13 protein-coding genes are annotated in these 12921 nt (G+C 64.0%); 7 read left to right on the top strand and 6 right to left on the bottom strand.

Features of this window, described 5'->3' with window-relative positions:
* Window positions 1-8: 8 nt before the first annotated feature.
* A complete protein-coding gene (locus EN869_RS27970; RefSeq protein ID WP_127229416.1) occupies window positions 9-881 on the bottom strand; it encodes a helix-turn-helix domain-containing protein in 873 nt (290 codons plus the stop codon).
* Window positions 882-976: 95 nt separating this feature from the next.
* Between EN869_RS27970 and EN869_RS27965 the strand changes: the two genes are divergently transcribed.
* Complete coding sequence (locus EN869_RS27965) at window positions 977-2521, top strand: 4-hydroxyphenylacetate 3-hydroxylase N-terminal domain-containing protein (protein ID WP_127229485.1); 1545 nt, start codon at window positions 977-979, stop codon at window positions 2519-2521.
* A 25-nt stretch (window positions 2522-2546) separates the two neighbouring features.
* The gene (locus EN869_RS27960) at window positions 2547-3056 is read left to right on the top strand and encodes a flavin reductase (RefSeq protein ID WP_112128040.1); all 510 of its coding nucleotides are present in this window, start codon (window positions 2547-2549) and stop codon (window positions 3054-3056) included.
* Between the two features lie 167 nt (window positions 3057-3223).
* Here EN869_RS27960 and hpaR read toward each other — a convergent pair whose 3' ends face one another.
* Window positions 3224-3628 (bottom strand): homoprotocatechuate degradation operon regulator HpaR, encoded by a 405-nt coding sequence (hpaR, locus tag EN869_RS27955; RefSeq protein ID WP_245489548.1) that lies wholly within the window; start codon window positions 3626-3628, stop codon window positions 3224-3226.
* Between the two features lie 235 nt (window positions 3629-3863).
* Between hpaR and EN869_RS27950 the strand changes: the two genes are divergently transcribed.
* Genes EN869_RS27950 through hpaH form a run of 5 tightly spaced genes read left to right on the top strand, consistent with a single transcriptional unit; the run spans window position 3864 to window position 8475 of the window.
* Window positions 3864-4250 carry a 5-carboxymethyl-2-hydroxymuconate Delta-isomerase gene (locus tag EN869_RS27950; RefSeq protein WP_127229486.1) on the top strand — a complete coding sequence of 129 codons (387 nt, stop codon included), beginning with the start codon at window positions 3864-3866 and terminating at the stop codon, window positions 4248-4250.
* Between the two features lie 20 nt (window positions 4251-4270).
* A complete protein-coding gene (gene hpaE, locus EN869_RS27945; RefSeq protein WP_127229418.1) occupies window positions 4271-5788 on the top strand; it encodes a 5-carboxymethyl-2-hydroxymuconate semialdehyde dehydrogenase in 1518 nt (505 codons plus the stop codon).
* Window positions 5789-5800: 12 nt separating this feature from the next.
* Entirely contained in the window at window positions 5801-6781 is a 981-nt protein-coding gene (gene hpaD / locus EN869_RS27940) for a 3,4-dihydroxyphenylacetate 2,3-dioxygenase (RefSeq protein WP_127229419.1), read from the top strand.
* A gap of 18 nt (window positions 6782-6799) precedes the next feature.
* Window positions 6800-7675, top strand: a complete 876-nt coding sequence (locus EN869_RS27935; RefSeq protein WP_127229420.1) for a fumarylacetoacetate hydrolase family protein — start codon at window positions 6800-6802, stop codon at window positions 7673-7675.
* A complete protein-coding gene (gene hpaH, locus EN869_RS27930; protein WP_167498730.1) occupies window positions 7672-8475 on the top strand; it encodes a 2-oxo-hept-4-ene-1,7-dioate hydratase in 804 nt (267 codons plus the stop codon). The genes EN869_RS27935 and hpaH overlap by 4 nt, the downstream gene beginning before the upstream one ends.
* A gap of 220 nt (window positions 8476-8695) precedes the next feature.
* Here the strand turns inward: hpaH and EN869_RS27925 are convergent, their stop codons facing one another.
* From EN869_RS27925 to EN869_RS27910, 4 genes are all read right to left on the bottom strand, one after another.
* Window positions 8696-9715, bottom strand: a complete 1020-nt coding sequence (locus EN869_RS27925; protein WP_127229421.1) for an isopenicillin N synthase family oxygenase — start codon at window positions 9713-9715, stop codon at window positions 8696-8698.
* A 218-nt stretch (window positions 9716-9933) separates the two neighbouring features.
* Entirely contained in the window at window positions 9934-10590 is a 657-nt protein-coding gene (locus tag EN869_RS27920) for a methionine ABC transporter permease (protein ID WP_127229422.1), read from the bottom strand.
* Window positions 10571-11662 carry a methionine ABC transporter ATP-binding protein gene (locus EN869_RS27915; protein WP_127229423.1) on the bottom strand — a complete coding sequence of 364 codons (1092 nt, stop codon included), beginning with the start codon at window positions 11660-11662 and terminating at the stop codon, window positions 10571-10573. The genes EN869_RS27920 and EN869_RS27915 overlap by 20 nt, the downstream gene beginning before the upstream one ends.
* Window positions 11663-11739: 77 nt before the next feature.
* Window positions 11740-12591 (bottom strand): MetQ/NlpA family lipoprotein, encoded by an 852-nt coding sequence (locus EN869_RS27910; RefSeq protein ID WP_127229424.1) that lies wholly within the window; start codon window positions 12589-12591, stop codon window positions 11740-11742.
* Window positions 12592-12921: the final 330 nt, after the last annotated feature.

Raw genomic sequence — 12921 nt, 5'->3', positions numbered from 1 at the left:
GGAACTGCCTACTGCCTACTGCCTAACCGCTCCTTCCGCCACGCCGCCGGCGCCACGCCAACCGCCTGCCGAAAGAAGCGCGAAAAATAGGCCGGGTCGTTGAAGCCGGTCTCGTAGGCGATGTCCTCGACGGTGCGTATGGTGAAGAGCAGCAGGCGCTTGGCTTCGACCAGGCGCCTTTCACCGATCGCCTGGCGCACGCCGGAACCCAGTACCTGATGCGCGGCGTTGTCGAGTAGATGACGCGTCGTGCCGAGTTCCTCGACATAGCGCTCGACCGGCCAGTCGTCACGGAAATGTCGGTCGATCAACCGCCTGAGCCGGCCGCCCAGTGCGACGGCCGCCGGCATCGCGATCGCATGCGATTGCGCGTCCAGGCGGGCGATGTGCGACAATGCCACGGCGATCAGCGGCGGCAGGATTTTTTCCGCTCCGGCCTGAGCTTCGGCATATTCGGCCTGGATCATCCTGACCGTGTCGCCCAGCCTTTGCCAAAGCCCCGCATCACCCCTCGCGGTGACAAAAACCGGTTGGTCGAGCGGCAGCGCCGAATGGTCTGCGATTGCCGCCAGCGCCGCATCTGCGACCGAGACGACGATGGCGTCGGTGCCCGGCTCGATGTCGAATCCATGCACCACGCCGCTCGGCATGAAGCTCACCGTCGGTGCCGAAAAACTCCAGGTCTTGTCCTCGATCCGATAGACGCCCTGCCCGCTCGTCCAGAAGGTGATCTGTGCCATTTGCGGGTGTTTGTGCGCCAGGACCTGGCCGCGATGCACGGAAGCGCGGGCCTGCACGGTCTCGACATGCAGGAAACCGACGTCGAGGGCGCGCGCCGGCTCGCCGTAGACGAAGAATTCCGGGATAGCGGTCTGGCTCATCGGATGCCGGAAAAAGTCCAAGCGGTTTTGCGCTTTCGTCCATAAACCATTGTGACGTGTCCGGCTACTCTCTACACCATCAAGGGAGGATCATGATGCGATCGGAAGATTTCCGGGCCGACAAATCGCGGCCGTTTACAGGCGCCGAATATCTGGCGAGCCTGCGCGACGGGCGCGAGGTCTATATCAATGGCGAACGGGTGGCCGATGTCACCAGCCATCCGGCGATGCGCAATTCGGTGCGGTCACTGGCGCGCCTTTACGACGCGCTGCACGATCCCAATCAACAGCCGGTGCTGACCTCGCCCACCGACACCGGTTCGGGCGGCTACACCCACAAATACTTCCGTGTCGCCCATTCCCCCGCTGACCTCGCCGCGCAGCAGGGCGCGATCGCGCATTGGGCGCGCATGACCTATGGCTGGATGGGCCGCACCGCCGACTACAAGGCGGCGCTGATGAACACACTCGGCGCCAATGCCGAATGGTACGGCCCATTCAAGGACAATGCTCGCGCCTGGCACAAACGCGCGCAGGAAGCTGTCCTGTTCATGAACCATGCCATCGTCAATCCGCCGATCGATCGCCACAAGCCGGCCGAGCAGGTGAAGGATGTCTTCGTGCACATCACCAAGGAGAACGATGCCGGCATCTGGGTGTCGGGCGCCAAGGTGGTGGCGACGTCGTCGGCGCTGACCCACTATAATTTTCTGGCGCAGAGCTCGGCGACGGTCACCGAGGATCCTTCGCTGTCGGTGATGTTCATCGTGCCGATGAACGCGCCGGGCATAAAGATGTTCTGCCGCGTCTCCTACGAGCAGACGGCCAATAGCGTCGGCCACCCCTTCGACTATCCGCTGTCGTCGCGCTTCGACGAGAACGACGCCATCCTGGTGCTCGACAACGTCTTCATTCCCTGGGAGGACGTGCTGGTGCTGCGCGACGCGCAAAAAATTCTGTCGTTCCATCCGGCGTCGGGCTTCATGCATGGCTACTGCTTCCAAGGCTGCACGCGCTTTGCCGTGAAACTCGATTTCCTCGCCGGCCTGCTCGCCAAGGCGCTGCGCGCGACCGGCGGCGATTCCTTCCGCGGCAACCAGGCAGCGCTCGGCGAGGTGATCGCGCTGCGCCACATGTTCTGGAGCTTTTCCAACGCCATGGCGCACAACCCCATCCCGTGGACCAACGGTGCCGTGCTGCCCAATCTCGAGGCCGCGCTTGCCTACCGCACCTTCATGTCGGAGGCCTACCCGCGCGTCATCGACACGGTGCGCCGCGTGGTCGCCTCGGGGTTGATCTACCTGCCCTCCTCGGCGCGCGACTTCGACAATCCGGAGATCGACCGCTATCTCGCGCAATATGTGCGCGGCTCGAACGAAATGGGCCATGTCGAGCGCATCAAGATCATGAAGCTGTTGTGGGACGCGACCGGCACCGAGTTCGGCGGCCGCCACGCGCTCTACGAGCTCAACTATGCCGGCGCGCCGGAAGAGGTGCGGCTGCAGGTGCTGAAGGGCGCCGAGCGCGGCGGACGGCTGAAGCAGATGGAGGAGCTCGTCGACCAGTGCATGGCCGATTATGACGAGAAGGGCTGGACCGGCGACACCTGGCTGCAGCCGCTCGGCGCCCAGGCCAACTGACGGGAGGCCGGCCATGGAAGCGGCCATGACGTCACAAGTCGCGAGGCTGGAATTCCGCGAGGCCATGGCGCGGGTCTGCGCGCCGGTCAACATCGTCACCACCGATGGTCCGGCGGGGCGCGGCGGCTTCACCGCGACCGCCATGTGCAGCGTCTCCGACGACCCACCGACGCTGCTCGTCTGCATGAACGAGCGCTCGGCGCAGACCTCAATGTTCCTCGCCAACCAGCGTTTCTGCGTCAACGTGCTCACCCAGTCGCACATGCATCTGGCGGCAAAATTCGCCGGCGCGATCCGCGACATGGCCGAGCGCTATCAAGCCGCGCGCTGGCAGACCATGCCGTCCGGCATGCCGGCGCTGCTCGATGCGATCGTTTCCTTCGATTGCGAGATCGGCGCGGTGAACAAAGTCGGCACGCACAATGTGATGTTCGGCCGTGTCGTCGACATCCGCCACGGCAGCGACGAGGCAGCGCTGCTCTATGTCGGTCGCAACTACATGCAGCCGAGCGCGCTGGGGAGTTTTGGCGGGTGATGGGCGCGACCCCTCACCCGGGTTGCCATCCGAATTGCGAAGAGCAATTCGGGGCGATCCGACCTCTCCCCAAGGGGAGAGGAGGTCGCCTAGGCTGGCGTCTATCTCTTCTCCCCTCGGGGAGAAGGTGCCGCGAAGCGGCCGGATGAGGGTGCGCCGCGAAGCGACTAGCCCTCCGCCGACTCCGACTGGATCAGGCTCTCCAGCATGTCGAGCAGGCGCTCGTGTTCCGCGGCGCCATAGCGCTTCTCGATCGCCTCGTAGATAGCGGTACGCTCGGGCGCCAGTTCCTCGATCAGCGCCACGCCTATCGGGCTGATGGCGAGCAGCGCGCGGCGGCCGTCATCCTTGACCTTGTTGCGGGATATGAATTCCCTCTCCTCGAGCGCCTTGATGATGCGGGTGAGGCTCGGCGGCAGGATCGAAGCGCGGTTGGCGAGCTCGGTCGCTTCCAGGGGGCCGGTTTCAGCGAGAACGCGCAGCACGCGCCATTGCTGCTCGGTGATGTCGTGGCGGGCAAGCATCGGCCGGAAATGCGCCATGATCACTTCGCGGGCGCGAAGCAGAGCCATAGGCAAGGAGCGGCGAGTGCTGGGCGGTAGCAAATTAAGATCTCCGAAAATTCCAGTCCGGTGCGACTCGCAACAAATATTGAGGCTCGGGTCGGAGCTATATCCGCGATTTTGTCGAGAGCGGCAATCCCACCGCGGACGGCTGCGGCCATACACAGAACGGCGCTTGACATTCGGCCGTCAAGATGTAATTCACATGTTAACTACAAGACCGGTGCTGCCGGCGGAGGAAACCTTGCCCCACATGGCGATCGAATATTCGGCGAATCTCGACCGCAAGGTCGACATGGGCGAGCTTTGCGCGCTGGTCTCGCGCACGATCCTTGAAACCGGGCTGTTCGAACCGGGCGCGGTCAGGGTGCGCGCCTTCCGCGCCGACGCCTATGCGATCGCCGATCTTCTGCCGGAGAACGGCTTCATCGACATGAATTTCCGCATCGGCAAGGGCCGCAGCGCGGCGGAAAAGAAAAGCGCCGGCGAGGCGATCTTCGCGGCTGTCACCGATCATCTTTCGTCTCTGTTCGCCACACCGCATTTCGCGCTGTCGCTGGAGATCCGCGAGATCGACGCCGAGCTGAGTTGGAAGAAGAACGCCATCCATCCGCGCCTGCGTGGCAAGTGACCTAGAACGGGAAAGAAATCATGGCGGCACTGGACGACAATCTGAGGAAGGCCGAGGCCTATCTGGAACGCTTCCGGAAGGACGGCGTGCTCAACCAGATCGGCGGCGAAGCGGTGCCTGCCGCCGATGGCTCGACCTATGAAACGATTTCGCCGATCGACCTCAAGCCGATTGCCACCGTGGCGCGCGGCAAGGCCGTCGACATCGACCGCGCGGCCAAGGCGGCCAAGGCGGCTTTCAAGGACTGGGCGGCGATCTCCGGCGATGCGCGCAAGAAGCTCATGCACAAAATCGCCGACGCCATCGTCGCGCACGCCGAGGAGATCGCCTTCGTCGAATGCATAGACACCGGACAGTCGCTGAAATTCATGGCCAAGGCGGCGCTGCGCGGCGCCGAGAATTTCCGCTTCTATGCCGACCGCGCGCCGGAAGCGCGTGACGGCCGCTCGCTCCGGGCGCCGGGCCAGCTCAACATGACGACGCGCGTGCCGATCGGCCCGGTCGGCGTGATAACGCCGTGGAACACGCCCTTCATGCTGTCGACCTGGAAGATCGCGCCGGCTCTGGCCGCCGGCTGCACGGTGGTGCACAAACCGGCCGAGCTGTCGCCGCTCACCGCCCGGCTGCTGGTCGAGATCGCCGAGGAAGCCGGCCTGCCCAAGGGCGTGTGGAATCTCGTCAACGGCTTCGGCGAGGATGCGGGCCGGGCGCTGACCGAGCATCGCGACATCAAGGCGATCGGCTTCGTCGGCGAGAGCCGCACCGGCTCGATGATCATGAAGCAGGGCGCCGAGACGCTGAAGCGGGTGCATTTCGAGCTCGGCGGCAAGAACCCGGTGATCGTCTTCGCCGATGCCGACCTTGAGCGCGCCGCGGACGCCGCCGTCTTCATGATCTATTCGCTGAACGGCGAGCGCTGCACGTCGTCGTCGCGCCTATTGGTCGAAGCTTCCGTGCACGACAAGTTCACCGATCTGGTGGCGGAGAAGGCCAAGCGGATCAGGATCGGCCACCCGCTCGACCCGGACACAGTGGTGGGTCCCCTCATCCATCCGGTGCATGAGGAAAAGGTGCTCTCCTATATCGAGATCGGCAAGTCGGAAGGCGCGGTGGTCGCCGCCGGCGGCGGCAAGTTCGCGGGGCCTGGCGGCGGCTGCTATGTCAGCCCGACGCTGTTCGTCGGTGCCACCAACAAGATGCGCATCGCCCAGGAGGAAATCTTCGGGCCGGTGCTGACGGCGATCTCGTTCAAGGACGAGGCCGAGGCGCTGGCTCTGGCCAACGACACCCAATATGGGCTCACCGGCTATCTGTGGACCTCGGATGTGACCCGCGCGCTGCGCTTCACCGATGCGCTCGACGCCGGCATGATCTGGGTGAATTCGGAAAATGTCCGGCATCTGCCGACGCCGTTCGGCGGCGTCAAGAGCTCGGGCATCGGCCGCGACGGCGGCGACTGGTCGTTCGACTTTTACATGGAAACCAAGAATATCGCGTTCGCCACGGCGCCGCATTCAATCCAGAAGCTCGGCGGCTGAGCGGAGACACAAATGGCCCTGCCCCAACCCAACCTCTACCCCGCCTTCAACATCGTGCGGCTCAGCCATGTCGAGCTCGCCGTCACCGATCTTGCCAAGTCCCGCGCCTTCTATGTCGATACGCTCGGCCTGCAGGTAACCGACGAGACCAGCGGCGCGATCTATCTGCGCGCCATGGAGGAACGCGGCCATCATTGCATCGTGCTGCGTAAGGCGACGGCGCCGGAAGCGCGCGAGCTCGGCTTCAAGGTCTTCTCCGATGAAGACCTCGACAAGGCCGAACATTTTTTCAAGGGCAAGGGCCTGCCGGTGAAGTGGGTCGAACGGCCTTACCAGTCGCGCACCTTCCGCACCCGCGACCCGCATGGCATACCGCTCGAATTCTATTCGAAGATGGAGCGGCTGCCGCCGATCCACCAAAAGTACGCTTTGTACAAGGGCGTGAAGCCGCTGCGCATCGACCACTTCAACTGCTTCTCGCCCAATGTCGATGAATCGGTTGCCTTCTACAACGAGCTCGGCTTCCGCGTGACCGAGTACACCGAGGACGCCCAGACCGGGAGACTGTGGGCAGCCTGGACGCACCGCAAGGGCGGCGTCCACGACATCGCCTTCACCAACGGCCTTGGCCCGCGGCTGCACCACGTCGCCTTCTGGGTGCCGACGCCGCTCAACATCATCGACCTGCTCGACCTGATGGCGACCACCGGCTATGTTGGCAACATCGAGCGCGGGCCTGGACGGCACGGCATCTCGAACGCCTTCTTCCTCTACATCCGCGATCCGGACAATCATCGTATCGAGATCTATTGCTCCGACTACCAGACGGTCGATCCGGATCTCGAGCCGATCAAATGGGACCTGAAGGACCCGCAGCGCCAGACGCTGTGGGGCGCGCCGGCGCCGCGAAGCTGGTTCGAGGAAGGCAGCCTCTTTGCCGGTGTGAAGCCGCGCCAATCTGACCTAGCGGCCTCGCCGATCATTGCGCCCTAACCGATACGGAGTTTCAGCATGAGCGCGGGACGCCTCGCCACCTTCACCGTCGGCGGCAAGACCCGCTACGGCGCGATCACCGACAAGGGCGTAGTCGACCTCTCCGCTCGTTACAGCGAATGGCCGACATTGCGCGAGGTGATCGAGGCCGGCGCGCTCGTGAAGCTCGCAGAGGAGGCAGAAAGGTTGGCAGCCGATTTCAGGGTCGAGGACATCGCCTACGAAATCCCTATCCCCTCGCCGGAAAAAATCATCTGCGTCGGTGTCAACTATCCGGACCGCAACGAGGAGTACAAGGACGGGCAGGCAGCGCCTTCCAACCCGTCGCTGTTCATCCGCTTTCCACGCTCCTTCGTCGGCCATGGCGCGCCGCTGGTGCGGCCGCCGGAATCGCCACAGCTCGACTATGAGGGCGAGATCGTCATCGTCATCGGCAAGAGCGGCCGCCGCGTCGCCGAGGCCGACGCGCTCGGCCATATCGCAGCACTTTCGCTGTGCAACGAAGGCACGATCCGCGACTGGGTGCGCCACGCCAAGTTCAACGTCACGCAAGGCAAGAACTTTGATCGCACCGGCGCGATCGGACCATGGCTGGTGCCGTTGACCGACGAGGCGCAGATCGCCGATATCGCGCTGACTACGCGCGTCAACGGCGAGGTCCGCCAGCAGGACCGCACCGGCCGCATGATCTTTTCCTTCCGCAAGATCATCAACTACGTCTCGACCTTCACCACCCTGGTGCCCGGCGACATCATCGTCACCGGAACACCGACAGGTGCCGGCGCCCGCTTCGACCCGCCAATCTGGCTGAAGCCGGGCGATGTGATCGAGGTCGAGGCCGACGGCATCGGGCTTCTGCGCAATGGCGTCGTCGACGAGGGCATTGGCCGATGATGACGGAAAGCCAAGTCGAGGACGCCGCTCGCAGGCTGTTCGAGGCCGAGCGTGACCGCCGGCAGATCAGGCTGCTCAGCCTCGATTTTCCGCAGGCGACGATGGACGACGCCTACCGGGTGCAGGCGGCGCTGGTGAAGCGGAAGGTCGCATCGGGCCTGACCATCAAGGGCTGGAAGATCGGCCTGACCTCGAAGGCGATGCAGTCGGCGCTCAGCATCGACATCCCCGATTCCGGCATCCTGTTCGACGACATGTTCTTCGCGGATGGCGGCACTGTGCCGGCCGATCGTTTCATCCAGCCACGCATCGAGGCAGAGATTGCCTTTGTGATGAAGGCGCCCTTGGCCGGCCCAGACGTCTCGATCGACGACGTGCTCGACGCCACCGATCACATCACGCCTGCGCTTGAAATCCTCGACACTCGCATCGAGCGGATGAACAAGGAGACAGGCAGGATCAGAACCTTCTTCGACACGATCTCGGACAATGCCGCAAATGCGGGCATTGTCGTCGGCGGCCGCGCGGCCGGCCCGCGCGAGGCGGACTTGCGCTGGATGGGCGCCATCGTCTCGCGCAATGGCGAGGTCGAGGAGACGGGGCTCGGCGCCGGCGTGCTTGACCATCCGGCCAAGGGCATTGTCTGGCTCGCCAACCGGCTCCACCAATACGGCATGCAGATAGAGGCCGGACAGGTGGTGCTGTCGGGTTCCTTCATCCGGCCGGTCGAATGCCGGCATGGCGACCGGATCGTCTCGGATTTCGGACCATACGGAACCATCCGCATAGACTTCGCCTGATCGGCAGCATTTCCAGCGCGGAAAAGAAAAAGGCCGGGCGCGAAAGCGGCCCGGCCAAGCATGAAGGTCATAACCTTCAGAGGGGAACATCGCCCGGCGCAATGGGAGGAAAACACCGGGCGACACGCTGTATTTGGGGCTTCGGCGGTGTAATTTCCACGAACGGAATTCCAAAAAAGAGCGAAATCGCGAAAAAATCTCGCTCAATCATCGGGAATCGTCAGCCGGCGACCAGTGCCTTTTCCAGAAGATCGGCATAGTGCCGCCGCGCCACGTCGGGATGCGATCTCAGCCGGCTCTTCAGCACATTTGTTCCGACATTGCGGAACAGCGGATTGTCGGGATCGCTGGCCGGGCCGCGCGCCTCGGCCGCCAGTTCCTCCGGCAGGTCGAGCAGCGGGATCGTAGCGTCGAGACGGGCGCTGAAGAAGAACGGTACCGAAATGCGCTCGACGCCGGGCGGCGGCGTCATGACGCGATGCACGGTCGCCCTCAAATATCCGTTCGAGGCGAGTTCGAGCAGCTCGCCGATGTTGACGACGAGCGTTTGCGGGATCGGATCGACATTGACCCAGCTGCCGTCATATTCGACCTGCAGCCCCTTGTTCTCGTCCTGCAGCAGGAGGGTGAGAAAACCGCCATCCTTGTGCGCGCCGACGCCTTGGTCGTCGCCGGTGGCGTCGCGGCCGGGATAACGCACGATCTTCATGCGATGGTTCGGCTCACCGCGATAGATCGGATCGAAGGCGTCCTCCGGCTGGTCGAGCGACAGCGCGAAAGCTTTGAGGAGCCGGATCGCCACGCCGGTCGCCTTGGCCTGCCAGGCAAGCAGCGCGGGCTTGAGATCGGGAAGTGCGGCGGGCCACTGGTTCGGCCCCTGCAGCCGCGTCCATGCCGGCACGCCCGGCCCTTGCGAAATCGTCGTGCGCTCGACGCCGATGTCGAGCTGCTCGCGCCAGTCGGCCTTGCCTCTGGTCAGCTCGCCGCCGGCGCGCGTGTAGCCGCGGAACTGCGGCGACTTCACCATCTCGATCGCGAGTTTGTCGGCTTCAGGCAAGGCGAAGAAGCGGCGCGCGGCGCCCAGCACCGCGTCGATCTCCGGCTGGGAGATGCCATGGCCGCTGAGATAGAAGAAGCCGACATCGCGAGCTGCGGTGCGCAGGTCGAACAAGAAAGTTCGAAGCTCCGACGGGCCTTGCTCCAGGCGGTCGAGGTCGAGCACCGGAATTATTCTGGGCATGGACAGGCTCCTCTTGGCGACAACACGTTGTTCTCGCAATTCCGGACGGAACAGCGCTGCGCGCTTTTCCTGGAATTGTGCTAGCGACCCCGCCGCACGATGACATGCGCGCCGTTGCGGGTGAAGAAACGCGCCGACCAATCTCATTTGCAAACGGAGCAAGCCGGCGCTCAATTCCCGGCCTTTGCGGCAAATTGCGTTCACATCTGAGTCCGCCCTTAGTCCCGATGGTCCAGCCTTGCCACCAGCCGGTCGCCGATCCACTGGATGCCGCAGACCAGCACGATCAGCACGACGACCACGGCGACCATGACGCTGGTCTCGAAACGTTGGTAGCCATAGCGGATGGCGAGGTCGCCCAGCCCGCCGGCACCGATGGCGCCGGCCATGGCCGAGGCGCCGACAAGCGTCACAAGCGTCACCGTGAAGCCGGCGACGATGCCGGGCAGCGCCTCCGGCACCAGCACCTCGCGAATGATCGTCCAGCGGTTGCCACCCATGGCGCGCGCCGCCTCGATCAGCCCATGATCGACCTCGCGCAGCGACACTTCGGCGATGCGTGCGTAGTAGGGCGTCGCCGCGATCGACAGCGGCACGATCGCAGCCCAGGTGCCGATCGAGGTGCCGACGATCAGACGCGTCACCGGGATCAACGCCACCAGCAAAATGATGAAGGGCACCGAGCGGAAGCCGTTGATGATAGCGCCGAGGATGCGGTTGACCCAAAGGCTCTCGGCGATGCCGCCGCGATCGGTGGCGACTAGGGCTAGGCCGAGCGGCAGGCCGAAGACTAGCGAAATGATACCGGACGCTCCGGTCATCAGCACCGTCTCCCAGATCGAGCGGATCAGGAGTTCAAACAGGACCGGCGACATGGCCAAGCACCTCTACCCGCGCGTGGCGGTCTTTCAGAAATGTCGTTACCCGCGCCAGATGCGCGGCGTCGGCTCCAGGCACCGCCACGAACAGCGTGCCGACCGGCTGCTGCTGCACATGGTCGATACCGCCATGGACAAGCCGGAACGTGCCGGGCACGTCGGCGCTCAGCTCCGAGAGCAGCGGGCGACGTGCCGCCTCGCCGGCGACATCGATCCGAAGGATGATTTCCGCGCCCTCGCCCTTGGCCAATCGGCTTGCGATCTCCGGCGGCAATTGCGGCCGGATGCCGCCGAGCAGGCTGCGGGTGATCTCCGATTTCGGATCGGCAAAGACCTGCCAGACAGCGCCCTCCTCGACGATCCGGCCGGCATCGATCACCGCCACGCGGTCGGCGATGGAACGAATCACTTCCATCTCATGGGTGATGAGCAGGATGGTGAGGCCGAGCCTGGAATTGATGTCCTTGAGCAGCGCCAGGATCGAGCGCGTCGTTTCCGGATCGAGGGCCGAGGTCGCCTCGTCGGACAAGAGCAGCGCCGGCCGCGCGGCTAAAGCCCTGGCGATGCCGACGCGCTGCTTCTGCCCGCCGGACAGCGAAGCGGGATAGGCTTTCGCCTTCTCCGACAGACCGACGAGCTGCAGAAGCTCGGCGGCACGCGCCGTGCGCTCGGCGCGCGGCCGCCCTTCGATCTTGAGCGGCAGCGCGACATTCTCCTCGACGGTCTTGGCCGACAAGAGATTGAAATGCTGGAAGACCATGCCGATGCGTCGGCGCAGCGGCTGCAGCTCGCGCTCGCCGAGACGGCCGATCTCGCGCCCCTCGATGAATACTGCGCCGGAATCGGGCCGCTCGAGCCCGTTCAGGCAGCGGATCAGCGTCGACTTGCCGGCGCCGCTGCGGCCGATGATGCCGAGGATCTCGCCCTTCTTCACAGTCAGTGAAACGCCGTCGAGCGCCGCCGTCGCGCCGAAGCGGCGCTTCAGATCGACGAGGCGGACGACGTCTTGCGACCCCGCTGGCTCGACAGCGACCGGGTCGCCAATTTCGGCCGTAACATGCTGGTTCATCTCTGTTTCCGTCCCGCTCAAATGCGAGGGCGGTCCGCTCGACAGCGGACCGCCAACTTCCGACAGCCAAGCGCCCATCAGTAGGCGCTGATCCCGGTGCCCTTGTAGACCTTGTCGAACTCGGCCTTGACCTTCTCGTTCTGGTAGGACGCGACCAGCGTCTTCACCCAGGGCTCGTTCTCGCTGCCGGCCTTCACCGCGATGAAGTTGCGGTAGGGATTGTCGGCCACCGGCTCCTGCGCAATGCGGTTTTCAGGGCCGAGGCCGCTCTTCAGCGCCCAGTCGGTGTTGACGACGGCAGCATCGAGATCGTCGACCGAACGGCCGACAATGCCGGCGTCGAGTTCCTTGATCTCGAGCTTCTTCGGATTGTCGGCAATGTCGGCGGTCGTCGCCAGGATGCCGGTGCCGTCCTTGAGCTTGATCAGACCTTCATGCTCCAGCACATGCAGCGCGCGGCCCTCGTTGGAGGGATCGTTGGGCAGGCCGATGAGGGCGCCCACGGGCAGCTCGGCGACCTTGGCATGCTTCTTCGAATAGAGCCCGATCGGCCAGACGCCGGTATAGCCGACCGGCACGATATGATAGCCTTGCGTCTTGATCTGGTTGTCGAGATAGGGCTTGTGCTGGAAGGCGTTGGCGTCGATCTCGCCGCGCTCCAGCGCCTCGTTGGGCTGGGTGTAATCGTTGAAGACGACGGTCTCGATCGTCAGTCCTTTCTTGGCCGCCTCGGCAGTGACAACGCGCCAGACATCCTCATCCTCGCCGCTGATGATGCCGACCTTGATCGCCTTCTTGTCATCGGCGAAGGACGGCGACGGTCCGGCGAGGCCGACCACCGCAAATGTCGTGGCCAAAAGCGCGGCAAGTCCGGCGCGCCTGGTGATTGACGTAACGAGAGAATTTGAGGCGTTGCCGCGTTTTGACATGATGCGTTCCTTGCAATCTTGAAATCATTTCGGCCTGGCGGAATGCGAAGCCTTGATATCAAGCATCACCAATGCTGCCCGCTCGGGCAAAGAAGCGCATTTCCTCTCGGACGGGAGGCGGAAAATATTCTCTCAAAGATTTTATGACTTGGAGCACATCGGCCGCCGGAGACCGGTTTCGACCGGGTGAGAGGCGAAGCGGCATACGCCTAAAGCGCGTCCGATCTTTCAGATACGCTCCATGCGGTTTAGGTTTTTGATTTTACGCATGTCTTTGTCCCGAAACCGGTTCCCACTTTCGGGAGACAGGCTTTAGGTGGCACGCTGCGC

The sequence above is a fragment of the Mesorhizobium sp. M2D.F.Ca.ET.226.01.1.1 genome (assembly GCF_004022705.2).
In the GTDB taxonomy this organism is placed as follows: Bacteria; Pseudomonadota; Alphaproteobacteria; order Rhizobiales; family Rhizobiaceae; genus Mesorhizobium.
This window is presented reverse-complemented; position numbering and strand designations above follow the sequence as displayed.